Origin of the sequence: Constrictibacter sp. MBR-5, from assembly GCF_040549485.1 — a bacterium.
GTDB lineage: Bacteria > Pseudomonadota > Alphaproteobacteria > JAJUGE01 > JAJUGE01 > Constrictibacter.
Window position 1 is genome coordinate 105,631 of sequence record NZ_JBEPTK010000014.1, and the last position, 25,878, is coordinate 131,508.

General features: G+C 63.5%; 18 protein-coding genes. 4 read left to right on the forward strand and 14 right to left on the reverse strand.

Annotation, left to right across the window (positions count from 1 at the left end; translation table 11 throughout):
• Positions 1 to 9: 9 nt before the first annotated feature.
• The 3 genes from ABIE65_RS22625 to ABIE65_RS22635 all read right to left on the reverse strand — a co-directional run bounded on the left by ABIE65_RS22625 (position 10) and on the right by ABIE65_RS22635 (position 3,694).
• On the reverse strand, positions 10 to 912 hold the full coding sequence (locus ABIE65_RS22625; protein ID WP_354080878.1) for an ABC transporter permease: 903 nt from the start codon (positions 910 to 912) through the stop codon (positions 10 to 12).
• 37 nt (positions 913 to 949) lie between these two features.
• Complete coding sequence (locus tag ABIE65_RS22630; protein WP_354080880.1) at positions 950 to 1,900, reverse strand: ABC transporter permease; 951 nt, start codon at positions 1,898 to 1,900, stop codon at positions 950 to 952.
• A gap of 141 nt (positions 1,901 to 2,041) precedes the next feature.
• A complete protein-coding gene (locus tag ABIE65_RS22635; RefSeq protein WP_354080881.1) occupies positions 2,042 to 3,694 on the reverse strand; it encodes an ABC transporter substrate-binding protein in 1,653 nt (550 codons plus the stop codon).
• 208 nt (positions 3,695 to 3,902) lie between these two features.
• Between ABIE65_RS22635 and ABIE65_RS22640 the strand changes: the two genes are divergently transcribed.
• A complete protein-coding gene (locus ABIE65_RS22640; protein WP_354080883.1) occupies positions 3,903 to 7,517 on the forward strand; it encodes a hydantoinase B/oxoprolinase family protein in 3,615 nt (1,204 codons plus the stop codon).
• A gap of 147 nt (positions 7,518 to 7,664) precedes the next feature.
• Here ABIE65_RS22640 and ABIE65_RS22645 read toward each other — a convergent pair whose 3' ends face one another.
• Positions 7,665 to 8,483, reverse strand: coding sequence for a helix-turn-helix domain-containing protein (locus ABIE65_RS22645; protein ID WP_354080885.1), 819 nt, complete (start codon positions 8,481 to 8,483; stop codon positions 7,665 to 7,667).
• Positions 8,484 to 8,711: 228 nt separating this feature from the next.
• Here ABIE65_RS22645 and map point away from each other — a divergent pair, with 228 nt between their 5' ends.
• From map to ABIE65_RS22660, 3 genes are all read left to right on the forward strand, one after another.
• Positions 8,712 to 9,518, forward strand: a complete 807-nt coding sequence (map, locus tag ABIE65_RS22650) for a type I methionyl aminopeptidase (protein ID WP_354080911.1) — start codon at positions 8,712 to 8,714, stop codon at positions 9,516 to 9,518.
• A 31-nt stretch (positions 9,519 to 9,549) separates the two neighbouring features.
• A complete protein-coding gene (locus tag ABIE65_RS22655) occupies positions 9,550 to 10,215 on the forward strand; it encodes a JAB domain-containing protein (RefSeq protein WP_354080887.1) in 666 nt (221 codons plus the stop codon).
• A gap of 147 nt (positions 10,216 to 10,362) precedes the next feature.
• Entirely contained in the window at positions 10,363 to 11,616 is a 1,254-nt protein-coding gene (locus tag ABIE65_RS22660) for a tyrosine-type recombinase/integrase (RefSeq protein ID WP_354080888.1), read from the forward strand.
• A gap of 412 nt (positions 11,617 to 12,028) precedes the next feature.
• On the opposite strand, the gene ABIE65_RS22665 is transcribed toward ABIE65_RS22660, so the two are convergent.
• Genes ABIE65_RS22665 through ABIE65_RS22710 form a run of 10 tightly spaced genes read right to left on the reverse strand, consistent with a single transcriptional unit; the run spans position 12,029 to position 25,778 of the window.
• Positions 12,029 to 13,228, reverse strand: coding sequence for a GIY-YIG nuclease family protein (locus ABIE65_RS22665; RefSeq protein ID WP_354080890.1), 1,200 nt, complete (start codon positions 13,226 to 13,228; stop codon positions 12,029 to 12,031).
• On the reverse strand, positions 13,221 to 15,299 hold the full coding sequence (locus tag ABIE65_RS22670) for a DEAD/DEAH box helicase (protein ID WP_354080891.1): 2,079 nt from the start codon (positions 15,297 to 15,299) through the stop codon (positions 13,221 to 13,223). The genes ABIE65_RS22665 and ABIE65_RS22670 overlap by 8 nt, the downstream gene beginning before the upstream one ends.
• A complete protein-coding gene (locus ABIE65_RS22675) occupies positions 15,296 to 18,076 on the reverse strand; it encodes a class I SAM-dependent DNA methyltransferase (RefSeq protein ID WP_354080892.1) in 2,781 nt (926 codons plus the stop codon). Before ABIE65_RS22675 ends, ABIE65_RS22670 begins: the two co-directional genes overlap by 4 nt.
• A complete protein-coding gene (locus ABIE65_RS22680; protein WP_354080894.1) occupies positions 18,073 to 18,438 on the reverse strand; it encodes a HigA family addiction module antitoxin in 366 nt (121 codons plus the stop codon). Before ABIE65_RS22680 ends, ABIE65_RS22675 begins: the two co-directional genes overlap by 4 nt.
• A 12-nt stretch (positions 18,439 to 18,450) precedes the next feature.
• Positions 18,451 to 19,215 (reverse strand): Qat anti-phage system TatD family nuclease QatD, encoded by a 765-nt coding sequence (gene qatD / locus ABIE65_RS22685; RefSeq protein ID WP_354080896.1) that lies wholly within the window; start codon positions 19,213 to 19,215, stop codon positions 18,451 to 18,453.
• Positions 19,216 to 19,219: 4 nt separating this feature from the next.
• The gene (gene qatC / locus ABIE65_RS22690) at positions 19,220 to 20,581 is read right to left on the reverse strand and encodes a Qat anti-phage system QueC-like protein QatC (RefSeq protein ID WP_354080897.1); all 1,362 of its coding nucleotides are present in this window, start codon (positions 20,579 to 20,581) and stop codon (positions 19,220 to 19,222) included.
• A complete protein-coding gene (gene qatB, locus ABIE65_RS22695; protein ID WP_354080899.1) occupies positions 20,578 to 21,447 on the reverse strand; it encodes a Qat anti-phage system associated protein QatB in 870 nt (289 codons plus the stop codon). The genes qatC and qatB overlap by 4 nt, the downstream gene beginning before the upstream one ends.
• Positions 21,447 to 23,387, reverse strand: coding sequence for a Qat anti-phage system ATPase QatA (qatA, locus tag ABIE65_RS22700; protein WP_354080901.1), 1,941 nt, complete (start codon positions 23,385 to 23,387; stop codon positions 21,447 to 21,449). Before qatA ends, qatB begins: the two co-directional genes overlap by 1 nt.
• A gap of 58 nt (positions 23,388 to 23,445) precedes the next feature.
• The gene (locus ABIE65_RS22705; RefSeq protein ID WP_354080903.1) at positions 23,446 to 25,188 is read right to left on the reverse strand and encodes a UvrD-helicase domain-containing protein; all 1,743 of its coding nucleotides are present in this window, start codon (positions 25,186 to 25,188) and stop codon (positions 23,446 to 23,448) included.
• Positions 25,185 to 25,778 (reverse strand): hypothetical protein, encoded by a 594-nt coding sequence (locus ABIE65_RS22710; protein WP_354080905.1) that lies wholly within the window; start codon positions 25,776 to 25,778, stop codon positions 25,185 to 25,187. Before ABIE65_RS22710 ends, ABIE65_RS22705 begins: the two co-directional genes overlap by 4 nt.
• Between the last annotated feature and the right edge of the window lie 100 nt (positions 25,779 to 25,878).

Consider the following 25,878-nt stretch of genomic DNA (forward strand, 5'->3'; position numbering starts at 1 on the left):
GCCACCCCCTCAGAGCTTCATGTCCATGGCCGTCCGCAGGCCGTCGCTCATCAGATTGAAGCACATGCCCGTGATGAAGATCATCACGCCGGGCAGGGCCGCGTTCAACGGCGCGACGTAGATCGACTGGCGCAGCGTGTTCAGCATCAGGCCCCAGTCGGCTTCCGGCGGCGAGACGCCGAGACCCAGGAAGCTGAGGCCCGAGGCGATGATGATGCTGACGCTGATCAGGCTGGACGCATAGATCAGGATCGGCCCCAGCACATTGCCGAGCACGTGGACCAGCAGGATGCGCATCGTTCCGGCCGGTGTCGCCCGGGCCGCCGCGACGAAATCGAGGTTGCGCACCTGGGTCGTCACGGTCTCCGCGACGCGGCAGATCGGCGGCATGAAGACCAGGGTCAGCGCGATCACCGCGTTGACGATGCCGGTACCGAGCGCGCCGGAGATCGCGATCGCGAGGAGCACGGACGGGAACGCGTAGAACACGTCCATGGTCCGCATGATCGCCATGTTGACCTTGCCGCCGACGAAGCCGGCGATGACGCCGAGCGAACCGCCGAGCAGCAGCGCCATGACGACCGGCGCGATGGCGGTGAACAGCGACACGCGCCCGCCATAGATCAAGCGTGTCAGCATGTCGCGGCCGAGTTCGTCGGTGCCGAGCAGGAAATCGTCGGTGCCGGGCGGCTTCAGCCGCTTCAGCATGCTGGTCTTGTAGGGGTCGTGCGGCGCCACCCAGGGGGCGAAGACCGCCGCCAGTATGATCGTCAGGATGATCAGCAGGCAGACGATCGTCACGGGGTCGCGGCGCAGCCGGGTGAACACCATCGACCAGTAGCCGCGCCGTTCGGCGACGAACTCCGCTGGTTCGACGGTCGGGACCGGTCCGGCTGCCATCGTGGTTGCCATGGTCGATGCCTCTTTCTGGCCGGGTCTGTCGGGGCGGTCAGCGCGCGATGCGCGGGTCGAGCGATGCCTGGATCACGTCGACGATGAGGTTCAGCGAGACGAAGATCAGCGCCAGCACCAGGATCGTGCCCTGGAGCATCGGGATGTCGCGCGCGAAGATCGCGTTGTTGAGCAGCAGGCCGGTCCCGGGCCAGGCGAACACCGTCTCGACCAGGATCGATCCGCCGAGCAGCGAGCCGAGTTGCAGGCCCACGACGGCGAGCGCCTGGGGAGCGACGTTCTTGGTGACGTGCCGCAGGATCTTCGCCTCGCTGAGGCCCTTGGAGCGCAGCGCCTCGACGAATTCCATCGCCAGCAGTTCGCTGACGGCGCCACGCACGGTGCGGGCGAGAATGCCGATGGGGATCACCGACAGGGCGATGACTGGCAGAACCATGTGACGGAAGTTTTCGGCCGAGAAGGTGAACTCCGTACCGCCGCTGCCGGTCATGCCCAGGGAGGGCAGCCACCCGAGTTCCACCGAGAAGATGATGACCAGCACGATTGCCAGCCAGTAATGCGGAACGCTGACGCCGGTGATCGCGAAGGCGGTGAAGAAACGGTCGGCCGGACGGCCCTGGTTGTAGCCGGCGATGCCGCCGAACAGCGACCCGAGGCCGAAGCCCACCAGTGCCGCGCCGACGGCGAGGATGACGCTGTTGACCAGTGCCGGCCCAAGTTCGGCGATGACCGGCCGCCCCGTCTGAATCGAGATGCCGAGGTCGCCCGTCAGGAGCTTGCCGAGCCAGACGAGATACTGGACCGGCAGCGGCTTATCCAGCCCATACTCCCGCTTCATACGGTCGACGATCTCCTGCGAGGCTTCCGCCGGCAGGATGGCGCTGAGCGGGTCGCCCGGCCCGATATAGACCAGCGAGAAACACACGACGCTGACGCCGATGGAGATGGGAATGGCGTAGAGGATGCGTCGCAGGATGTAGAACAGCATTTGCGCCGGTCTCCGTGGACCCGTCGGAGGGCATGCGGGCGGAATTCATGCCGACGTTCGTCGGCCGAACAGAAGTCGCACCGGCCTTCGCCGGGCGGGCGGAAGCATGCCGGGGCCGCGCCCCGGCATGCGAGGCCGCGATTACTTCTCGATCGTGATCGGCGTCAGGTCCTGGAACCAGCTCTTCGCCTGGACGAAACCCTTGACGCGCGGCGAGATCGCCCGCGGGTTCACGTCGTGTACGACCCAGATCCACTCGGCATTGTCGACGATCTTCGCGTGCACTTCCTGCAGCACGAGGTTCTGCGCTTCCATGTCGAACGACTGCGAAGCCTTGGTGAACAGCGCGTCATACTCGGGAACGTTGACCAGGCCCCAGTTCGAGCCCTTGGGCGTGATGCGCGTGCTCATGTAGGAGCGCTCCAGGGCGCTGTACGGGTCCTGGACGGCGCGGCTGATGATGATGCCGTTCACGCCGGCGGCCTTCGCTTCGGCGCCGTTCGCGGGCTGACGGCCGAACGCGAGCAGTGCGTTCCACTCCATCACTTCCGCTTCGACCTTGAAGTGGCACTCGTTGAGATTCGCCTGGAGGAACTCGAACATCGGCAGCGGCTGCATCTGGCCGGAACCGCTGGTCGAGATCGCGATCTTCACGCTGAGCGGCTTGTCCTTCGTGTGACCCGCCTCTTCCATCATCTTACGAGCCGTATCGGGATCGTACTTGATGTCGAAGCTGGGCTTGCCGAACCAGGTGTCGCCCGGCGGCACGTGGCCCTTCGAGGCGATGGCGAGGCCGCCGAGCAGCTCGACCATATTGTCGCGGTCGACGCAGAGATTGGCCGCCTTGCGGACCCGGATGTCGTTCCACGGCGACCCTTCCGCCTTGCTGAGCTCGACCGCCCAGTTGTGCGGGTAGGCGTTGGTGACGATCTTCATGCCCTGCTGCTCGAGGCGCGGCACGGCGTCCGGCGGCGGCGCCTCGATGAAGTCGACCTGGCCGGAGAGCAACGCTGCGACACGCGCGGACGCCTCCGGGATCGGCCGCAGGATCGCCTTGTCGACCTTCGGAACCCGCTCCGGATTCCAATAGTCCTTGTTCGGCAGCATCTCGACGCTGGCGCGCGGCGTCAGGGTGCCCTGCTTCCAGGGACCGGTGCCGGACGGGTTCTTCGCGAACTCGGCCCAGCTGCCGACCTTCTCCCAGTGCTCCTGGCTCGACATCAGCCAGAAGCTGACCTGATAGGGCACGTCGGCGTTCGGAGCGACAGTGATGATCTCGATCGTGTGATCGTCGATCTTGTTCACTTCCTTCAGCGCCGGAATGCGAACGGCGACGAGGGCCGCCTGCTTCGAATCGTACTGCGGCGCCTTGTCGTCGCGAACCTTCGCAAAGTTCCAGACGACGTCGTCGGCCGTGAAGTCGCTGCCGTCGTGGAACTTGACGCCCTTGCGGAGCTTGAAGATCCACCGGAGGTTGTTGTTGGGATCGACGGACCAGCTCTCGGCGAGGCCGGGAACCAGCTTCGACGGCTCCGTCGCGCTCGACAGGTCCCAGAGGACCAGCGAGTCGTAGAGCATGTAGCCCATGAAGCGGAAGCCTTCGAAGCCCTGATCGGGCTGCCCCGTGTTGGTCGGGATGTCGGCCGCCGTCATGCCGACGCGCAGCACCTTCTCCTGCGCCTGCGCGGTCGGCGCCGCCACGACGGCCGACAGCGCGAACGCCGCAACACCAGAGAGATACAAGGCCCGCCGGCGCAGCGCCGTCATGGCCGTTCGGCTCTTCCTGTCAAACATCATCGTCTCCCGCTCTCCGTTTCGTCCGAACCCGTTCCGATTGACGCCTGCCCATTTCTTCGCCGCGATTGGCAGGCCCCTTGCTTCGGGAGGCAGCAACAACCGTGCCACCGCCGGTGGCGGAGGTTGCGGCACGATCGCGAGCGGCGGGCTATAAGACCCACGGGCGTCGGTCGGCTGCGCCCGAACCGAACCAAGGACGACGAACATGCAGACGGCTCCCGGCAACAGTGCGAAGTGGCAGTTCTGGATCGACCGGGGCGGCACGTTCACCGACATCGTCGCGCGGCGGCCGGACGGCGGCTACGTGACCCACAAGCTGCTGTCGGAGGCACCGCACTACGCCGATGCGGCGCTGCAGGGCATCCGCGACCTGCTGGGCGTCGACGGCGAGGCACCGATCCCGGCGGGGCTGATCGAGCAGGTGCGGATGGGCACCACGGTCGCGACCAACGCCCTGCTGGAGCGCAAGGGCGAGCGCGTCCTGCTGGTGGTGAGCCGCGGCTTCCGCGACGCGCTGCGCATCGGCTATCAGGCGCGGCCGCGGCTGTTCGACCTGAACATCGTGCTGCCGGAGATGCTGTACGACCGGGTGGTGGAGGTCGACGAACGGGTCGGCGCGGACGGAACGCTGGTCAGGCCGCTGGATCTGGAGGCCGCGCGCCGCGATCTCGAAGCCGCGCGCGCCGACGGAATCACTGCCTGCGCCATCGTCTTCATGCACGGCTACCGCTACACCAACCACGAGCGCGCGGTCGCGGACCTGGCGCGCGAACTGGGCTTCACCCAGGTGTCGGTCAGCCACGAGACCAGCCCGCTGATGAAGTTCGTCGGGCGCGGCGACACCACCGTGGTCGATGCCTATTTGTCGCCCATCCTCCGCCGCTATGTCGACCGCGTGGCCAGCCAGCTCGGCGGCACTCGCCTACTTTTCATGCAGTCGAACGGCGGCCTCGCCGATGCGCGCATGTTCCAGGGCAAGGATGCGATCCTGTCCGGCCCGGCCGGCGGCATCGTCGGCGCGGTGCGCACCGCGGCGATGGGCGGTTTCGACCACATCATCGGCTTCGACATGGGCGGCACGTCCACCGACGTGTCGCACTATGCCGGCGAGTACGAGCGCACCTTCGAAAGCCAGGTGGCCGGCGTGCGGGTGCGCGCGCCGATGCTGCACATCCACACGGTGGCGGCCGGCGGCGGATCGATCCTGCATTTCGACGGGGCACGCTATCGCGTCGGGCCGGACAGCGCCGGCGCCAACCCCGGCCCCGCCTGCTACCGCAACGGCGGACCGCTGACGGTCACCGACTGCAACGTCATGCTGGGACGCGTGCAGCCGCAGTTCTTCCCGCGCGTCTTCGGACCGAACCGCGACCAGCCGCTGGACGACAGTGCGGTCGCGGCCGCGTTCGGCGAACTCGCCGAGCGCATCCGCGCCGAGACCGGCGACACACGCACGCCCGAAGAGGTCGCGGACGGTTTCCTGCAGATCGCCGTCGAGAACATGGCGAACGCGATCAAGAAGATCTCCATCCAGCGCGGCCACGACGTGTCGCGCTATGCGCTCCAGTGCTTCGGCGGTGCCGGCGGCCAGCACGCCTGCGGCGTCGCCGACGCGCTCGGCATGCGCACGATCTTCGTGCACCCCTATGCCGGCGTGCTGTCGGCCTACGGCATGGGCCTCGCCGACCTTCGCATCCTGCGCGAGGCGGCGATCGAGGAGCCACTGACCGCCGAGGCGGTCGAGGACGCCGACGAGGTGATCGTCCGGATCGAGACGGACGGGCGCGCCGAGATGGAGGCGCAGGGCGTGCCGGCCGAACGGATCGAGTGCGTGCGGCGCGCGCATCTGCGCTATGCCGGCACCGACAAGGCGCTGATCGTGCCGTTCGCCAACAGCGCGGCGATGCAGGAGGCCTTCGAGGAGATGCACCGGCATCGCTTCGGCTTCCTGATGGAAGGCAAGGGGCTGATCGTCGAGGCCGTCTCGGTCGAGATCGTCGGCCACGCGGCCGCCGCCGACGACCCGGTCATCGCCGAACGGGCCGCGGCCCCCCTGCCGGCGGAGGTCGGGCGCGTCGAGGCCTGGCTCGCCGGCGCGCGGCAGCCGACGCCGGTCTACGACCGCGACGCGATGCTGCCGGGTCACGTCGTCGACGGGCCGGCGATCGTGCGCGAATCCACCGCCACGACGGTGGTCGAACCCGGCTGGCGCGCCGAGATGAACGTGCGCGGCCATCTGGTGCTGACGCGGGTCGTCGCCCTGGATCGGGCGACGGCGATCGGCACCGAAGTCGATCCGGTCATGCTGGAGATCTTCAACAACCTCTTCATGTCGATCGCCGAGCAGATGGGCGTGACGCTGGAGAACACCGCCTCCTCGGTGAACATCAAGGAGCGGCTCGACTTCTCCTGCGCCGTGTTCGGCCCGGACGGCGAACTGGTCGCCAACGCGCCGCACATCCCGGTGCATCTCGGCTCGATGAGCCAGAGCGTGCAGACCGTCATCCGCGACCGGCGCGCCACCATGCGGCCGGGCGACGTCTTCATGCAGAACGCCCCCTACAACGGCGGCACGCACCTGCCCGACGTGACCGTGGTAACGCCCGTCTTCTCACCGAAGGGCGACGACGTCTGGTTCTACATCGCCTCGCGCGGGCACCATGCCGACATCGGCGGCATCACGCCCGGCTCGATGCCGCCGAACAGCCGCACGATCGACGACGAGGGCGTGCTGATCGACGACTTCCAGGTCGTCGACCGCGGCGTCTTCCTGGAGCAGGAGACGCTGGACCTGCTCGGCTCGGGCAAGCACCCGGCGCGCAACCCGCGCGAGAACATCGCCGACTTCAAGGCGCACATCGCCGCCAACGCGCGCGGCCAGGAACAGCTGCTGAAGCTGGTCGACCAGTACGGCCTCGACGTCGTCCAGGCCTATATGCGCCACGTCCGCGACAATGCCGAGGAGAGCGTGCGCCGCGTGCTCGACCGGCTGGAGGACGGGTCGTTCGAATACGAGACGGACTTCGGCGCCAAGGTCGCGGTGAAGATCACCGTCGACCGCGAGACGCGCAGCGCCGTCATCGACTTCGCCGGAACGTCGCCGCAGGTCGACACCAACTACAACGCGCCGCAGGCCATCTGCATGGCGGCGGTGCTCTACGTCTTCCGCTGCCTGACCGGGGCGGACATCCCGCTGAACGCCGGCTGCCTGGTGCCGCTCGACATCCGCATTCCCGACGGCTCGATGCTGAAGCCGCGCTATCCGGCGGCGGTGGTGGGCGGCAACGTCGAGACCTCGCAATACATCACCGACACGCTCCTCGGCGCGGTGAAGGCGGTCGCGGCGTCGCAGGGTACGGTGAACAACTTCACCTTCGGCAACGCCCGCTACCAGTATTACGAGACGATCTGCGGCGGCTCCGGCGCCGGGGAAGGGTTCGACGGCGCCTCGGCGGTGCACGTCCACATGACGAACACGCGCCTGACCGACCCGGAGATCCTGGAGTGGCGCTATCCCGTGCGCCTCGACAGTTTCGAGGTCCGCACGGGCAGCGGCGGCGAGGGCAAGTGGCACGGCGGCGACGGCGTGATCCGCAAGGTCCGCTTCCTGGAGCCGATGACCGCCGCGATCCTGTCGAGCCACCGTTCCGTGCCGCCCTACGGCATGGCCGGCGGCGAGCCCGGCCGGTGCGGCCACAACTACGTCGTCCGCAAGGACGGCTCGGTCGAGGAACTGACGGGACGCGACAAGGCGGAGATGAACGTCGACGACGTGTTCGTCATCGAGACCCCCGGCGGCGGCGGGTGGGGGAAGGCCTGACGCGGCCCCCCTGGGAGCGCGGGCGTCCCGCCCGCCCCCTTTTTTCCATGCACGGGACCCGCATATGGGACCGCGAGGGATTTGCGGGCGGGACACCCGCGCTCCCAGCGGTAGGCGCCATTGCTGCCATGTCGATGACTCGAAACCTCAGCCCCGGATGAGCGCGTCAGTCGCCTCGTCCACGGGGTGGAAGGTCTCGATGCGGATGTCCTGGAGGGTGATGTCCTGGGCCGTGCCGAGCGTGGCGATGGTGCTGAGCAGGCGGACGGGGCCGGCGGGCGTGGCGAGTTCGACGGGCACGATCAGGAAGGGCGCCGGGTCGGCGTCGAGGGTCGCCAGGATGTCGGCGACGTCGGGGAAGGCCGCGACCTCGCGCAGCAGCGCCGCGCCGCGCGCGCCGTTGAGGGCGATCTCGCGGCGGTCGCGCGTCAGGACGGCGCGCGCCACCTCCGGCCAGTTGCGGATGTGCGGGCGGTAGCCCGCCGGGTCGCAGAGCAGGCGCAGGATGTTCGGCCGCGGGGCCGCGGCGAGGCTGCCCGGCTCGATCTGTGCCGCCCCCGCCGGCAGGGTGGCGTTCACGATCCGGGCATAGGCGGCGTTGGTCATCAGGATGTCCCAGTGCCGGTCGAACACGACCGCCGGATAGGGCTCGTTCCGGCGCAGCATCAGCGACAGCGCCGTGCGCACCTGGTCCATCTCCGGCGCGTCGAGGGCCGTCTCGCGGTGCGCGGGCGCGAAACCGCCGGCGAGCAGCAGGCCGTTGCGGTCGCGCGGCGGCAGGTCGAGGGTCCGCGCCAGGGTGAGGAGCAGGTCGCGGCTGGCGCGCGAGCGGCCGGTCTCGACGAAGCTGAGGTGACGGGCGGAGATGCCCGCGTCGAGCGCCAGGTCGAGCTGGCTGAGCCGCCGCGCCTTGCGCCACTGCGCGATCAATGCGCCCGCCGTCACGCCCGACATCACTCCGGCCACCGCAGCCTCCTCCGTCGCGAAGCCGAACGATAGCCGCGGGGCGGTAGGCGCGGCCATTACCCGGGACGTAAAGGATCCCGAAACATACCGATTCATGGGTCAGGCCCGCCCGGGATGCGGGCCGCGCCGTGTACCGCGCCGGGCAAAACGTCTCGGCAGGTTTGCGCACAACCGCCGGAAACCCTACCTTTGACGGATCAGCCCGGAGCACTGCCGCGAATGAACCAGATGGACATCGAGCGACGCCATATCGACCCGGAAATTCCGCTGCACGGCCCGGGCGCGTTCGAAGGCATGCGCCGTGCCGGCCGGCTCGCGGCGGAAACGCTCGACGTCGTCACGCCGCACGTCGTGCCGGGCGTCACCACCGGCGAGCTCGACGAGATCTGCCACGCGTTCATCACCGCCAACGGCGCCGTCCCGGCGCCGCTGAACTACAAGGGCTTTCCCAAGTCGATCTGCACGTCGATCAATCATGTGGTGTGCCACGGCATTCCCGGCGACCGGCGCCTGATCGAGGGCGACATCCTGAACATCGACGTCACGGTGATCCTGGACGGCTGGTACGGCGACACGAGCCGCATGTATCCGGTCGGCCGCGTCGGCGTGAAGGCGCGCAAGCTGATGGACGTGACCTACGACGCCCTGATGCGCGGCATCGAGGTCGTGCGGCCGGGCGCGACGCTGGGCGACCTGGGACATGCCATCCAGGTCCTTGTCGAGGAGCAGCGCTTTTCGGTCGTGCGCGACTTCTGCGGTCACGGATTGGGCCGCGTCTTCCACGCGCCCCCCTCGGTGATGCATTTCGGCCGGCCGGGCGAGGGTGCGGTCATCCAGGAAGGCATGTTCTTCACGATCGAGCCGATGGTGAACGCCGGGCGCTGGGACGTGAAGATCCTGTCGGACGGCTGGACCGCCGTCACCAAGGACCGCTCGCTGTCGGCCCAGTTCGAACACACGATCGGCGTCACCGCGGACGGCTGCGAGATCTTCACGCTGTCGCCGAAGGGCTGGCACAAGCCGCCCTACGAATAAGCCACCCTACGAATTAGCCGGCCGACCGGAGATGGCCCCACGCCGCCGCAAGCCGCCGCCGGATGCGCCGCCTCCGGCGGGCATGCTGCCGCTCGGCGCGCCCGCCGGTCCAGAAGAAGCGCCGCCGCCACCGGACTATCTCGGCCATCGCCAGCGCATCCGCGACAAGTTCCTGGCGGCGGGGCCCGACGCCTTCGCCGACTACGAGCTGCTCGAACTCCTGCTGTTCCATGTCGTGCCGCAACGCGACACCAAGCCGATCGCCAAGCGGCTGCTGCAGCGCTTCGGCAGCCTGGGCGGGGTGATCGCCGCGCCCGCGGACCAGCTGATGGCGGAGGATTTCGTCAAGCGGCAGGCGGTCGTGCTGCTGAAGGCCGTGGGGGCCGCGGCGGTCCGCGTGTCGCGCGAACACGTCATGGAGCAGCCGATCCTGTCCTCCTGGGACAAGGTCATCGGCTACTGCCGCGCCAGCATGGCGCACGAGCCGGTCGAGATCTTCCGGCTGCTGTTCCTCGACAGCAAGAACCGGCTGATCGCCGACGAGGAACAGGGGCGCGGCACGGTCAACCACACGCCGGTCTATGTGCGCGAGGTGGTGAAGCGGGCACTGGAACTGGGTGCGACCGCACTGATCCTGGTGCACAACCATCCCACTCGGCCTTTCTTGATCACGCTCGATCACGCATACATCCATTGAATCAATTGAATTTTCTGGCTTGTCGTGCTGCCGGATAGCATGGCATATTGGGGTCGGTTTTGACGGGATCGGATGCCCTTTTGACCCCAGTCGCCGACCCCACGAACCCGTCCGGCGACCCCACTTGCAAGCCGATGGGAGATGCCAGTGCCAAGCCTTACAGACGGAGAAATACGCCGCGCCCTCAAACAGGTTGAGCAGGCCGGAAAACAGCTAAGCCTCATCGATGGAGAGGGCCACGGCACCGGCCGTCTCGTCCTCGTCATGAAACCAATGCCAACCCGCGTCACCGCCGATTGGATGGCCCAGCAATGGCGTGACAAGAAGCGGATCAAGAAGAAGCTCGGATCTTATCCCGCAATGTCGCTGAGCAAGGCGCGAGAAGTCTTCAAGCGCGACTTTGCCGACATGATCCAGAAAGGCCGCAGCATCAAAATCGCCGGCGACACACGGCCTGGCACGGTAGCCGACCTCTTCGAAGCTTACGTTGCGTATCTGAAGGAGGCGGGCAAGCCGTCATGGAAAGAAGCGGAGAAGGGACTAAACAAGATCGCTGATACACTCGGACGCAACCGGCCTGCCCGTGACATCGAGCCAGAGGAAATCACCGAACTGATCCGCCCCATCTACGAACGCGGCAAGCGATCGATGGCTGACCATGTCCGAAGCTACATCCGCTCCGCATACAGCTGGGGTATGAAATCGGAACATGACTATCGGACAGCATCGTCACGTCGATTTCGTCTGGTCTACAATCCCGCCGCCGGCATCCCGACGGAGCCGAAGAACGTTGGCACTCGCTGGCTCGACGAAGAAGAGTTCGTTCGCCTCTACCGTTGGCTCGAGTGCCCGGACACACCGGTCCACCCACCCTATACGCGCGCTGTGAGAGTTCTCATGCTGACGGGCCAGCGTGTGGAGGAGATCGCCCGCCTACATGTCGATCAATGGGACGCGAAGGAACGCATCATAGACTGGTCGAAGACCAAGAACGGAAAGCCTCACGCCATTCCGGTGCCGGAGATCGCGGCAGAACTCATCGAGACAATCAAACCCAATGCGCATGGCTGGTTCTTCCCCTCGGCGAAGGATCCATCCAAGCCCGTGAGCCACGGAACTCTCTACTCGTTCATGTGGCGCCAGCGGGACCGCGAGGTGATCCCCGTCGTGACGAATCGCGATCTGCGACGCACCTGGAAAACTCTCGCGGGAAAGGCAGGCCTCTCGAAGGAAATCCGCGACCGCATTCAGAATCACACGCTGCAGGATGTCAGTTCCAAGAGTTACGATCGCTGGAACTACATGCCTGAGAAGCGAGCGGCGATGACAAAGTGGAACGCTTTTGTGCGCACCCTCCTAGCGAAGAAGGGGCGCCGCAATGCAATCAAGGAAGCCGCATGAACTGGAAACCTGTGCTCGGCATTGCCCCACTTGCTCTTTTCGTTATCGCCACGCCCGCAAAAGCCGATCCGTGCGAAGGCCCTCTGCCTAATCGCCCTGGCATCGAGTTTTCGGGTACGGTTCGATATGTCGGCGATGGCGACAGCTTGTGTGTGGGCCAGACGTCTGACCCGGATGAATGGATCGAAGTTCGGATCGCTGACTTCAATGCGCCGGAGCTTCATAGACCAGGCGGTGAAGCGGCCAACGCAGCCCTTGTTCGACTAGCTCTTAGCCAACCTGTGGCTTGCATGACCGAACGAGGCCGAAGCGGCCGTGTGATTTCCTTCGACCGGGTGATCGCCCGCTGCTGGATCGGTTCCACGAGTATAGGAGACTTGCTCCGTCGGGCTGGCGTCGCCGAGGGCGGAAACTAATAGCCATCCGCGCGCGTGAGCGAAGCGGTTTTCGGATCATAGACATAGCCCGTTATTGTCCCGTCCCTGATCTTCCCGATGACTTCGTCGACCACGAAGAGAGGCACAAGGAACCATTCGCGCGGGACGACCGGCTGCCCGAAACGATCCTTGATCTCGATGTCGAGGCGGGCTGCGCCGAAGATCCGGTGGATCAGGTTCTCAAGCCGGGTGCGGTTGATGTTGAACAGCTCGTAGGTGGCGACGACTTCGACATCGGCCATGAGGAAGGTCGGGTCGAGCTTCGCATTGGCGAGGCGGCGCGCAACGTCGCCGCCGGTCACACCGATTTTGTGCAGCACGTCGCGGTGGGCCGCAACGGCCGGATGATCGGACTTGCTGCGCAGCACATAGACGATGCCGCTGGCCTCGTCCCCTTCCTCATTGTGATCGGCGAACAGCGGGCCGGCCGAAGGCTCGACGATCCGCCTTCCGGCCGGGTCCTGTTGCAGCGCTTTTTGAAGCGACCGCATGAGAAGATTGCTCTCGGTTCCGTTGTCGAAGATCACGCGGAGCCGTGCGTCGATATTGCCGTGCTCGTTGACCGTTGGCTGTTCCATAGTCGCCACATAGGCTTTCTGGCCGCCGAGGATATAGAAGCGGCCAGGCGCGATCTCGGACTTGCGCTCGAAGCGGCGGGTTTGCCGCAAGCCGGAAATAAGTTCCTTCTGCACCTGCTCGAACAGCGGCCTGAAGGTCTCGAAATCCTCGCATTTTTGGCGATTGGCGATTTCTTCGGCGGCGCGTTTGTCGGCGGCGGAACGAACATGCCGCAATTCGGTGATGTCGCCGGGTGCGGCATCATCCACTCCGAGCTGCGCCAGAAGCTCGTCATCATCAATGTCGTCGGGAACGCTAACCGGCGCGGGCTGCGCGCCGGCCAGAAGTCCTTGATGGTCGAGGGGTTCGATCACGGCGCGACAGTCGGCCAGCTCGCGCAGCCGATCAAGGCGCACGGCATACAGCCGCTCGAAGATGTCGCGGTCCTCGCCGTGTTGCGGAAGGCAGCCATGCTGCTCGACGAAACGCTGAATCTCCTCGAAGCCGGCGATGACCCGCTCCTCGCGGGGTGTCCGGCTCGACACCTTCTTCGCGTCCGCCTCGACGCCAAGTTCGGCGAGAAGTGCATCGTCCTCGTCGGTGAAGCCACTAGCCACGCTCTGCCTCCGCCTTCATGCGTTGAAGGAAGGCTACACCCTCGGCCATGCGCTTTTCCCATGCGTCGGGCGACGTGATCGAGGGGAGCCGACCGCGTTCCTGTTTGAACTTCAAGGCCCGCTTCGCAAGCTCGCGCGCCTCCTCAATGGTGACGGTGGCGCGCTTGGCCCCGATCACGGCGGCGACCTGCTTCAGGCTCTCCTCGCTCATGGTCTTGGCGAGGATGGCATAGGCTTCGCCGAAGGGGTTGATGCGGTCGATCAGGTCGATGTCCAGTTCGCGTACGTCCATTGCGAATTTGCGGACGCCCTCAATGAAGGCGGTGTTCGGGCTCTTGTCGCCGTCCCCCTCGGCTCCCCCAAGAGTAACTTCCTTGGCCTTCTGCGTGAGGTTCAGGGCGGCGACAGCGTGCTGGCGCACGGCCTCCTGGTCCTCCTCGTCGAGCTCAGGAAACTTGTCCTTGATGATCTTGCCCATGCGAAGCTGGGTCAGCTCTTCCGCCAAGGTCTCGCCACCCGCGTGCTCGCCGTCAAACAGGCCGCGTGTGATCGTCGTCTTGTCCTGCACGAAAGCGGCGATGACCTCATTCAAGTCCTGTTCGCAGATGCGCTGCGCTTCCTCGCTCCTCGGCGCGACAAGACCCTTGATCTCGATCTGGAACTGCCCCGTCTCCTCGTTGAAGCCAACATTGGTCTTGTTGGGATCATAGCCGCCTTCGCCATAATCGAAGCCGGGCGTCGCCTCGCTTTGCGGGTTTTTGGGCTTGAACTCGAAACGAGGCGCAAGCACCTGCTCCATGAGCAGGCTCGCCGCGATGGCCTTCAGCGTGTCGTTGACCGCCTCGGTGACGGCTTCCTCGGAAGCGTCCGGCTCGGCGATCAGGTTGGTGAAGCGGGCGCGCGTCTTGCCTGGCGCGTCGCGGGTCGCGCGGCCGATGATCTGCACGATCTCGGTGAGGCTTGACCGATAGCCGACGGTTAGTGCGTGCTCGCACCAAATCCAGTCGAAGCCTTCCTTCGCCATGCCGAGGGCGATGATGATGTCCACATGGTCGCGGTTATTCTTCTGCGCAGGGTCTTTCAGCGCGGCGGATACCCGGTCCCGTTTGGCGGGGTCATCATCAACCAAATCGGCGATCCGAAGAACGCTGCCGTCGGGCACCTTGACCAGTTGAAAGCCGGTGACAGGGTCGCTGCCCTGCCATTCACCGAGCTCCTCGATGATGTGCTCAACCTCTCTGATCTTGTCTTTTGTGCTTTCCCGCGAGTTGACGTTCGGGATGTGAATGATTGTCTTCTCGGCCGGATCGAGCACCTGCAGTATATCGTCGACATAGGCGCCGGAGTAAAAGAAATACCCCATATCGAGCTGCTTCAGATACTCGTAGCCGTTGAGCTGCTCGTAATAAGTGTAAGTGACGGTATCGAACTTCGACTCGTCCTGTGGCGCGAGCACAGCCTCGGCATCGCCTCGGAAATACGAACCCGTCATCGCCACGATATGCACGCGGTCACGGGCGATGAACTGGCCGAGATGCAGGCCGAGCTTGTTGTCTGGGTTGGCGGAGACGTGGTGGAACTCGTCAACGGCGATCAGGCGGTCGTCGAAGGCTTCGACCCCGAACTTGTCCACGGCGAAGCGGAAGGTGGCATGTGTGCAGACTAACACCTTGTCGTCACTTCGCAGGAACGCCTCGACCGAGTTGACCTTGCCGCCATTGTCGGAACCAGGCGCGTTGCAGAGATTCCATTTCGGCTCCACCCGCCAGTCGGCCCAGAAACCGAACTTGGTCAGCGGCTCGTCGTTGAAGCTGGCGCCGATCGTCTTCTCGGGCACAACGATGATCGCCTGCCGGAGCCCCTGATTGTGAAGCTTGTCGATGGCGATGAACATGAGCGCACGGCTTTTGCCCGAGGCCGGCGGCGACTTGATGAGAAGATATTGCTCGCCCCGCTTCTCATAGGCGCGCTCCTGCATCGGTCTCATGCCGAGGGCATTGGCTTTGGTCGAACTGCCATTACGGGCGTAGGTGACGGAGACGGAGGGGATCGTTTTCTTCTCGTCGGTCATGCGCGTGCCTCCGCCTTGCGTTTCTTCGCCGCGCCAGGTGAGGCGGCCATCTTGGTGTAAAGCTCGAACAACCTTTCTAGCCGCTCGGTGTCGTTGCGGAAGCGACGACCGATATAGATGCGCTCAAGCACTTCGTCGTTGCGCTCGTGGGCCTCGCGCAGATCGGCGGGCATCTTCTCCGGGTCGTAAAGGTCGGCAATCGTCGCCGGGAAATGCACCTCGCGCGCCAGCAGGATGTCCTCGGCGCAGCGGGTCAGGTCGGCCTTGTTCTTCTCGGTGAGCGTCGGAATCGGGAAGGTATTCCAGCCCATTTTATTGGAATAGCGGTAATCCGTCTTGAACTTCCCGCAGACTGTTGCAACCCAGATGAAGTGCAGACGCGAGTTTAGGATCGCAATGTCCGATATTGGACCGTTTAACTGCGCGAAGGAAAGGTTTGTGATAATCGTGCCTGAGGCTTCCAGGCCTGCCGGTATGAACTCCCGCTTTTCCGACGTGAGTACAGGCACGAGGCTTACCCTCTCAAGGCCAGTCTGTTTCACTTCCTGAAATCTGTGCGGCCAGTTTGCACTCGCCCTAGTTGCGGACTTTGGACTAGCCAATCGCATCTCGCGAACGCTATCCAACCTGCGCTTCAGGCTTTCGTCGCGCTCAGCGACAGCCACGTCGTCGTCGCCAATCCACAGCGCATATCTGACAATCCCCTTGTTATATTCGTTGGCGCCAAAAACGCGCTTCAAGAACCGCGCCGCCCCAGGGGACTCCGCCAACAACTGATTGCGTTCATGGGTAGTGAGCAAGAGGTGACCGCCTTCGACGGGCTTGCCGCCAGCCTCGACTTCCCATCGCCCGCAAGGCGGCGCACTGCGTGAGTGAACAATGATGTTCGGGCCAGCCACCAAGTATGCATTGATATTCGGAACATGCTGTACGATCGGTTCGCCGTTGTCGGATACAGAAAACAGTTTCCTGAAGCTGGCCAAATCCCTGGCAATCGCAACGATTACAACCGTGACACCAGCATTATAGCTAGCCAAATTGGCCCACTTGAAACTGGTGTGGGCGAAGGCAATCTCATGGCCGGCAGCAAAAATGATTGGCCACAGGATCGGCACCTGCTGGCCTTGGCAAATACTGTTAGTTGAAACGAAGGCGGCGACCGCTTTAGTTTGTGTCCCGTAGTCAGCGGCCTTCATGAACCATCCGGAAACGTAGTCGAGGGACTTCCAGTTACTGGTGCGATTGCTGAAAATAGACTCTAAGTCGGCCTTCTGTTCTTCAGACTGAAGAGTGGAACCGAGATAGGGGGGATTGCCGCAGATGTAGGTTTCTCCGCCCTCGTTCTCGAAGTCGATTTGCGCCTGATCGAGCGGTGTCGAAAACAGGTCATCGCCTTGCAGCTTCACGCCGGTTCCGGTCGGCGGGCATATGGTCAGCCAATCCAGCCGTAGCGCGTTGCCGCAGGTGATCCAATTCTCGGCGTTCAACGGCAGAAACTCGGCCAACGCCAGCTTCTGGCCGCGATGGAGAACGTCACACTGGAACTCCGCGATGATAAGCGCGAGACGCGCGATCTCGGCCGGAAAGTCGCGCAGCTCGATTCCGCGAAAATTGGTCAGCGGAATATCGGAGGCACGACCTTCCTCTCCGCGCCGCCGGTTAATCTCGGCCTCGATTTCCCGCATCTGCTTGTATGCGATGACAAGGAAATTGCCGCTGCCGCAGGCCGGGTCGAATATCCGGATTTTCGCCATGCGGTTGCGCAGGTTGAGGAGCTTGCGGGGATTGTCGCCCGCTCCTCCCAAATGCGCGCGGAGGTCGTCGAGAAACAGCGGATTGAGCACTTTCAGGATGTTGGGGACGCTGGTGTAGTGCATCCCCAAGGCACCGCGTTCCTCATCTTCGGCGACGGCCTGAATCATCGAGCCGAAAATGTCCGGGTTGATTTTCGTCCAATCGAGATTGCCGATATGTAGAAGGTAGGAACGTGCGATCTTGCTGAAACGCGGCACCTCAAAGTTGCCGGAAAACAGTCCGCCATTGACGTAGGGGAATGGCTTGGCCCAATTTCGGATATTCGCGGCGTCGTGATCCTCCTTCGGGGTATTCATCGCGCGGAACAGCTCGGCGATCACCTCATGCGTATTGGAGGAATCCCGCTCACTCATCTTCTCAATGGTGCCGGTGAACGGGTAGTTGCGATGGAAGATGTCGGTGTCCTCCGCGAAAAAGCAGAAGATCAGCCGCGCCATGAAGTGGTTCATGTCGGGGCGGCGCTCGGCGGTCCCCCATTCGGGATTGTCCTTCAGCAGCTCGACATAGAGCCGGTTCAGGCGGCTGGTGGCGCGGATGTCGAAAGAGCTGTCACGAACCTGCTTAACGGTGGTGATGCCGGCAAGGGGCAGGAAAAAGCCGAAATGGTCCGGGAAGTCGGCATAGGCGCAAGAGACCATCTCGCCCGACGTCAAATCCTCGGCCTCGAACGTGTCGCCATCCGTCGCCAGAACGAATTTGGCCTTGGCACGCGTCGTCGCCGGGCTGGCCTTCAGAGCGGCAAGGGTGTTCGTCACCTCGCCGGGGGCGGCGACGGCGATATGGATGTTGTTGGTCTGTAGGACGCCGCCGAGGTCCGATTTGTTCGACTCGCCCTTGCGCAGCCGCTTGAGGGTTGTTTCCTTGTTCCCGAAGGCTTGCAGGAAAGCGAACGGAAACTCCTCGGCGTCGAACGGCTGCTCGGCGAGAGCGGATATGGCTTCCTCAATCTCAACGGCGTTCATATTGTCCCCCGCCTTTCCGCAGCCCGCTGCACGTTGGCGCGGAAAGGCTCGACCTTGATCTTGTTGGCCCGACGCATGACCTCGGTCAGCTCATAGTCGAGCTGCCGGATCAGCCATTCTCGGGCTGGCGTACCGAACGCCTTTTCCAGGCGGACGGCCATCTCCGGCGAGATACCGGACCGGGCATTCAGCAAGTTGCTGAGGGTCTGCCGATCGACGCCAAGGATTCGGGCGGCGTCAGTCACGCTCAACCCGTTCTTTTCAATGCAGTCTCGCCGAATGGTCGTTCCCGGGTGCATCGCCTGTCGAATCGTACCGCCTATCGCTTGTTCGAGCGTATAGTGATAATCGACACTCGACAAGGCGCTGCCTCTTCATCGTCCCAGGGTGGCATCCTTCTTCAGCACCTTCCGCAGGTTCTCAACGATCTTGGTTTGCACGACCGGAGCACTGATCCCCCGGGCGTTCGCGATCTCGTGTAGCGTCGGCCCAACATCCCCTGGACCAATAGGTCTACCTGACCGCTCGACAAACGGACCATCAGTTTCCGTCAAAAGACGATCATCGGGAATCGCACCGAGAACGCGTCGACCGTTCGGCGAACTCAACATCTTCTCGTTCACCGAGAAGAAGCATCCCATCTCGACACCGCGCCTCACCTCCGCCACCGATCCGGTAAACCAGTGCAGGACGACTGTCCCCCGGTCCGCGGGCAGGCACTCTTCGATCAGGTCGAGAACATGCTTCGCAGACCGGACACTGTGCACGCTCAGAACCTTGCCACCCGCGTCCGCGCACAGGTTGAGGATTCTGCGAAACGTCTGCTTCTGCAGCTCAAACGACCGATAATGGCGCGGTCCGGCATCGAGACCCACTTCGCCTACATATCGCGTCTCCGAAAGGAGACGCTCGAACAGGTCCAACTCGCCCGCCCTTTCCTCGACGAGCTGTGGATGGAGACCGAGGCCGACGCGGACGAACTCGCTGTGCATCGCGAGCTGCCGATTGCGAGGGAAAGCTTTAGGCGTCGTCGTCACAGCCAGAGTGGCCGTGCGGAGGGCGTCGCATCTCGCCATCGCCTCTTTCAGATCCGGGTACAGATCGAGATGACAATGAAAATCAACGAACTCGGGCCGCATCGCGTCAACTCGGCTTCGCGGTTACGCCGTCCAGCAACTCCGCCACCTCGAGAACACCGCGTCGAAACACGGCGGCATAGGCCCCCACTTCGGACGGTGCATCAGTCAGCGGTCCCGGCTTGTGGACCAAAATGCCGGCCAGCTCTGGTCGCTTCTCCAGACGCCGAGCCATAAGCTGGAACGACCGGACGTTCTCGCCCTCCGCCTTGTCGGTAAAGAGCGTCTGGGCCGCAAGATCGGGCACGGTATAGAGAGTGGGATCGGGCACCCCAAGTCCCATCAAGGACGCGCGACGAATGAGGCATGGTACACAGTAGCCGCAATGGCGCGGCGAAAGCTTCTTGTAGCGAGCCTTCGCCGGCGACGAACAGGACATCGAGTTGCCGACCTCCTTCTTGAGAAAATCTCGGTCCGCACAAGACTTCACCATCTCGCCCTTCGTGCGATGCCGATACTCGTTGACGAGCGTGGCCTCGATGCCGATCTCCTGAAGCAACCCGTTCACGCGCGCGATGAAATAGGGATGCGCTGTGCGGGTACTCAACGCCCCAAACCTGAGCGGATCCAGCGGTACGTTAAGTGCGATCAAACCGTTCTCCGGCACGTTGACCTTGGTCGGCTTTCCGAAGGCCGACGCCGCGAGGGACGCCAAAGCGAAAAAGAGGAAAGACCGCCCCCTCTGCGTCTCCTCGACCTCGCCCGTGGCTAGATGGTTGTGATCGAAGCCGAGGCGTACACGCATCGACCTGATTTCCGGACTCGGGAAGCGCCGCTGCAGACGATCCAGCAGGTAGCTCTGGGCCTTCGATGTCTCCGCGTCCCAATAGTGACTTACCAGAAGCGGATGGCGGCCACCCTTCAGCAGATCGAGCACACCAATCAGGCTGTCGAGCCCGCCGGAGAACAGGCACACCTCGTCGAGACCGTCCAGCGGAAGCTTTTCAGTCTTCGGGACGATCGATGACATCCGTTTCGTTCGCGGCCTAAAGAACAGCCGCCAGCGGTCGCCAGTCAGAAACTTCAGCAGATCTGCGAGCCGACGTGACAAGGCGCTCCATAGCGCCGGATCGGAGACAGGCACGTACAGGTCGATCTCCCGCGTCCAGCCATCCTGAGCATTAATTGCCCGCGACACCCGGGTATCGCCGGCGTTCACCAGGGCTGCGGTCAGCACGAGATCCACGGCTGACTCCGATGGCGCAAGACCGAGAGCGGAGAGCTGATCGAGCGCATGTCCGATCCCAAACTCGAGCCGCCGATCCGCGTTCAGGAAGTCGATCTCGTAGACATCAGAGTCTTTCTGGACGATCCGGACTCTCGTTCTGTCGTCGGGCCCGAGACGGCCAACAAGGCTGAACCTCCTCATGACGCCTCACCCAAGGTCTGCATCAGGTCGAATGCCGCCCCGTAAAGGTCCGAGACGAAGTCATCGATCTGTCGGCTGCTGACGTCCGCCAAGCTCGATCCGCTCGCCGCAAACCTGTCGCGGACACAGCCGTCGACGAAATCGTGCAACATACGCTGTGCGCGCTCTACCGCGGCGAGGTCAGGGGAAACCCGGATGCTGTTCGTGCCAACCTCGTTCAATATTTTTCCCTCGATCGATCGGGTAACGACGCCGATGAAGAATTCTTGGAGATCCGCCGGCGTCATCTCATCGAAATTGCCGACCCCCTCGGCCGCCAGGGCGGCGATGGTTTCGAGCATCGCATCACGCGCAATCGCCTCGTCGATCGTCCCGCCGGGCGGACACAGCGCATCCGTCAGCGCAACGAAGACATCGACGGCCGGCGCTCCGGCAAGTCCTTCGAGGTTAAATGGCCTGAGCGCCTCGGCCGGCCCCTGGGTCGCGAAATTCCGTGCGAGACCCGCGATGCCCCCGGCCGCGGCTCGCGAACTCGGCATTCGCCGCGCGGCGCCACGACCGCCGCCGCTGGCAGAGACATATTGACCAGCCCCGCGACGAACGGCCCTGCCGTCGGACGTTCTGGCGCCCCGGGTCAGATTTCCGCGAGCGGCGCCGAGGCCCGAGCCGGCAGGAGGCGGGCGCAGCGGCGGGTAGGCAGCCGGCGGTGTTTGAGTGTCAGTCCCAGCACCTTCGTCCCCGACGCCACCATCGCCGCCGGGTGGTGGCGCCCCCTGTGGCGCAGCGGCCGGCGTCGAAGGCGGATCATCCACCCAACTCGGCACCAGGCCGCTCTTGGAGCCGCCGAAGGTTCCCGAAGTGCCCATCAGCGCGTCCCCCCGCGCCTGCCCATCTGCATCGCGGCCTTCGCCGCCACCTGCAGCGGCTTGTTGTCGTCCTGCGCGGCCCATTCCGACAGCAGGGTCCTGAATTCCCCCTTCGCCGCCTCGGTCGTCAGCGCACCCGCCCAGCCACCAACGACCCACGGTCCGAGTTTTGATACGGGCAAGCCCTTGAGAAATGCGATCAGCGACGGCTGCAAGAATGCATGGTGCTGGCAGATCGCGGCGAGGCCCTGCACGCCTGGCGGTTGCTCACTAAAATCCTCCGCCACCGTCACCTTCGCGCGCAACGCGTCAAAAAGTTGTTCGGCTTCGGAGCCTGGTAAGCGCGTCACCTCGGCGGTTGCCTGCCGCACCTGGAGCGGCGGGCCGCTCAGCTTCGCGAGCAGTTCGTCAAGCTCTCCGAGCGACGTCACAGCGCCGAAGACGCTGCGACGATCACGGGTCACGAAAACGTACGGCCTCAGATCGTACTCTGCGAGTGCCGGATCGATCTTTGCCCACTGCTTGGCCCATTCCAGATTGGGCCAGTCCGGCAATGTTGGCTGATCCGAATCCGCCTCATCCGCCTTCCCGGATCTCTTTTCGCCCTTTGTCTTTTTCGTATCGGCCCCGTCACCTCTGACAGCGGCCTCGAGCGCGGCCAGCTCCTCCGACGCTCCCGTCCCGGCCGACCCCCGCGCGATTGCGTCATAGACTTCCGGCGCGAAGCGCTCGGCCAGCATGATCTTCGCAAGGACCGTTGGATTGAGGTCGTCACCGAACCCCCGCTCCTGCGCGATCGCCAGACGCAACGCCATGGTGTTTATAAAACGCTTCACCTGCCTAGGATTGCCGCGGGCGCCATCCGTGAGGATGGGCGCGATCCTGTAGGCGAGATCAAGCGCGCGCTCGACCGGTGCCGGCACGGATCCGAGAGCCTCCATAACGCCGTTGCGGTCGAGGCCTGGCCCCTTCCATGGGCGCTGCAGCACCTGCCGGGCGAACGCGACCAGTTTCTGAAATTCGTCCGCAGCCTCGCCGCACTCATTCAACACAAGTAGGAGCGTGACGTAGATGCGGGTCTCAGCATATCCGAGCGACGGCAGCCGGAACGGCACCTGGATCAGCTTCTCGAGGTAATTGCGAGCATACGTTGCGGGCCCCGCAGCGACCGGGAGGTCCGGAAAGTGCTGGCGCACCGCATATTCGATCATTCCCTCGTCGGCGGCGATCACAAACGCCGCCTTCGGCACGAAAAGGAACAGACGGATCGCCTCGAGTGTCTCGATTGCCGTTTCTGGCAGGCAGCGATCCAGATCGTCGACCAGAACCACCAGACGATCGATGTCCGCACACTGCAAGAGCTCCTCGAACTCCTCCCGGAACGCATGCATCTGTTCCGGGGCGGTCTCGGGTTCAGCTTCTTTCAGATACTGTCCGGCCTGCGCGGCAACGGACTGCAGTTCAGCCTGCGTGATCGCCTCTGCCGACTTGCCGAGCAGACTTGAGGCCGCGTCGTAGAGGTCCTTCAGGGTGTCCGGGTGCGGGATGCCCGTCGCCGCGGTGAAGGCCAAGCCCCCCACTTTGCGCGCCAGCTTCATCCAGTCCACACGGCGCAAAACTTTCTTCGCCTGGTCGATGACTTTGGTCGAAGTGGAACGGCTGCGGAGCAATTCCTCGACGATCGTCTCAATCAGGACGGCTTTCGCGTCCTCGAATCCCTGGAACAACCATCCGTTGAAACGAACACAGAGGACGCGATCGTTCTTCGCGAACGACTCCTCCACCATCATCAGCACGCTCGATTTCCCGGCGCCCCAGTCGCCATGTACGCCCACGGTGAGCGGGTCGTCGGACTTCTCGTTGATCAGACGCACGACCGTGCGCGCTATGGCCTCGTAGTAGAGAAGATCAACAGATGTTTCGTTGTCGGCGACGATCATCCCACTTTTCCTTGGCGTCCGGCCCGCTATTCGCACCTAAGGTCGGGGTATCCAAACCTCAGCCCAGCAAGCGATCAAATGTGTCTTCGCCCTCATTCGAGAGAACGACAACATAATGCCGCGCCCGAGTCAGGGAGACCTGCAGAAGGCGGCGTGCATCAGCGTGTGGCGGTGTCTTATCCTGAGCTATAAACGTATTGTACTGGTCTTCTACCAGTACCACGGCGTCATACTCCCGACCCTTGAGTTGGTGCATGTTCATCACGGAAACCGTCGCACTTTCTCTCTGCGCATCGACCAACTGGTCTTGTAATATGGCCTGTTCGAGCGCTGCCTCCGCTCCGCGGTAGTTGCCCTGCGAAACCCACAGACCAATCAATGCCTGCTCAATTGCAGAACCGCGTCGCAGTAGCCGAAGGTAGCGTGCGAGCTCCGCGACCTTGTTCAGCTCTGCCGCGTCCGCTCTCTCAAGGAGCCGCCTAACGCTGACCCAGTCTTGGGTTGGCGATCCCGTGAGACCATCCTTGTCTAAGCGGGCCATCACGTCTGCAATGGCGGCAACGCACTTCGTCGAAGGCACCTTGCCGGCGCGGCACCTCTCTGCCCATTTCCGCAATCTGTCAGAGGCTTCGATATTCGTCTTGTTTGCAGCCGATCGCAGCATGTCGGCGATACGATCCAACGCCTCCGCTAGCCGGTCGCTACTGCTAGCCTCAGTGCTTGAGATGATGTTGGCGACCACGCGCGCGGCGAGCAGGATCTGATGTTGATCGATCAAGACATCATGGGCCAGTGCCTTATAGACCTTCCCATTAATCGTCATGTTCATGGCCAACGCATCTGAAACCTGCCTAACGAGCCGCTTGCTGCGCGCCGCCACCGCGACCTTTGGACGATCTTCCTCTGAGCGATCCTTCGCCTCCCGGAAGGCCCTCCGAACTGCGAGATGAAGCTGCACTGACATACGGCCGGGCTTGAAGCTCTGTCTTACGATCTCATCGGGAAGATCCTGTTCTGAGCCGGGTGACAGTAGCGACCGAGCAAAGCCCGCGATACCTGTCGCGGGGCTCCGATTGTTTTCATTGGCAAAATCGAACCGTGCGCATTCAAGTGCCTGCGCGAAGTCCTCCAACCGGGTTTCCGAGACCCCAAACCTCCATTCATAGATGCGTTGCTCCGAGTCCCCGAGCCCGATGATCTCAGACTGATTGCTTAGCGCTTGCACCAAAGCCCATTGATCTTCGTCCGTATCCTGAAACTCATCAACCAGGATAAGGGGATAGGCACCACTAAAACATGCCCGGACGACTGCGGAGCGCCCCAGGAGTTCGGCCGCGCGCGGAGCGAACTGATCGTAGGTGACGAGTCCTTCCCCCACGTACAGGCGATCCTGCTCTTCCAGCCACTCTTCCTTGTTCAGCCCCGCCGAACGTACTGCAGCGTCCTGTGCGGGAATTATTTTGAGACGCCGGCGAGATGACGTGAGATAGCCGTGTGAGGTCAGTATCTCCCACGCGAAGGAGTGATAGGTCTTGATGTCAATCCGCTCAGCGATGTCATCTGTGAGAATGCGCCCAGCACTCTCCAAAATTCGCCGGATCGCCGAGTTGGAGAAACTCAGGAACAGAACCTTTTGCTCGGAGTCGAGCCGCCGGAGCACCCGGCGGCGCGCCTTGAGCAGCGCGATGGTCGTTTTGCCCGAACCCGGCCCTCCGACAACCAGCATGTGACCGTCCTCGTTGAGGATGCGTTTGCGCTGATCGCAGAGATTGAAAGCGTCTTCCGGATCGTCCGAGGTCATGCCTCTCCGGGCGAGTCGGCGCCATCGTCGTCCTCCTCATCCCCCTCTTCTTCTTCCGGCAAGAGGTCGTCGGGCAGCGCCTCGCTGATCGCCTGAAGGGCTGCTACGACTACTACCGGCAGGTGGTCCGGCTCGCAGTGTTCAACCAGCCGTCCCGCGTATCCCGACCCCTTGCGTGCCCTGAGCACGCGCTTGGCCAGTTTGCGGACCTCGTCATCCTCCAGCTCCGCCGTATACTCGTATAAAGACGGCTTCGCCGAATTGCTCGGATAGTCATCCGATGCCGATGCGTCTTCGAGAAATTCGCGGAGCGCCGAGATGGCCACTTCTTCAGCTAGCAGATATTCAATGCCTGTCTGATCGAGCTCCCAGCATCCATCAAAAAGCTCGTCTATATCGCCAGCGATCTCGGCGTTGGCCTGCTTGTCGTAGAAGGCATAGGTCTTTTTGCCGAGGGCTCGGAAGAATTTACCATAACGCAGGATGCCACCGTCGCCTTCGCACTGGACGATCGTTACGCCAGATAAATCAAGCGGTGTGTAGGTGCCAGGGTCGCACTCTTCCAGAACATCAGACGCGGCCGTCAGCACCTCGGTGTCAAACGGCGTTCAAAGCTGACCCCGTATCGGCTTGCAATATTGACCCCCTGAAGTGCTCGCTGCCGTCCTGGGTGATGCGGAGCCGTAGGCG

Coding starts and splice junctions, on each gene's coding strand:
- map (WP_354080911.1), top strand. CDS start 8,712: ATGGACATCGAGCGACGCCATATCGACCCGGAAATTCCGCTGCACGGC.
- ABIE65_RS22705 (WP_354080903.1), bottom strand. CDS start 25,188: ATGACCTCGGACGATCCGGAAGACGCTTTCAATCTCTGCGATCAGCGC.
- qatC (WP_354080897.1), bottom strand. CDS start 20,581: ATGAGGAGGTTCAGCCTTGTTGGCCGTCTCGGGCCCGACGACAGAACG.
- ABIE65_RS22640 (WP_354080883.1), top strand. CDS start 3,903: ATGCAGACGGCTCCCGGCAACAGTGCGAAGTGGCAGTTCTGGATCGAC.
- qatD (WP_354080896.1), bottom strand. CDS start 19,215: ATGCGGCCCGAGTTCGTTGATTTTCATTGTCATCTCGATCTGTACCCG.
- ABIE65_RS22625 (WP_354080878.1), bottom strand. CDS start 912: ATGGCAACCACGATGGCAGCCGGACCGGTCCCGACCGTCGAACCAGCG.
- ABIE65_RS22655 (WP_354080887.1), top strand. CDS start 9,550: ATGGCCCCACGCCGCCGCAAGCCGCCGCCGGATGCGCCGCCTCCGGCG.
- ABIE65_RS22630 (WP_354080880.1), bottom strand. CDS start 1,900: ATGCTGTTCTACATCCTGCGACGCATCCTCTACGCCATTCCCATCTCC.
- ABIE65_RS22670 (WP_354080891.1), bottom strand. CDS start 15,299: ATGACCGACGAGAAGAAAACGATCCCCTCCGTCTCCGTCACCTACGCC.
- qatB (WP_354080899.1), bottom strand. CDS start 21,447: ATGGGCACTTCGGGAACCTTCGGCGGCTCCAAGAGCGGCCTGGTGCCG.
- ABIE65_RS22635 (WP_354080881.1), bottom strand. CDS start 3,694: ATGTTTGACAGGAAGAGCCGAACGGCCATGACGGCGCTGCGCCGGCGG.
- ABIE65_RS22675 (WP_354080892.1), bottom strand. CDS start 18,076: ATGAACGCCGTTGAGATTGAGGAAGCCATATCCGCTCTCGCCGAGCAG.
- qatA (WP_354080901.1), bottom strand. CDS start 23,387: ATGATCGTCGCCGACAACGAAACATCTGTTGATCTTCTCTACTACGAG.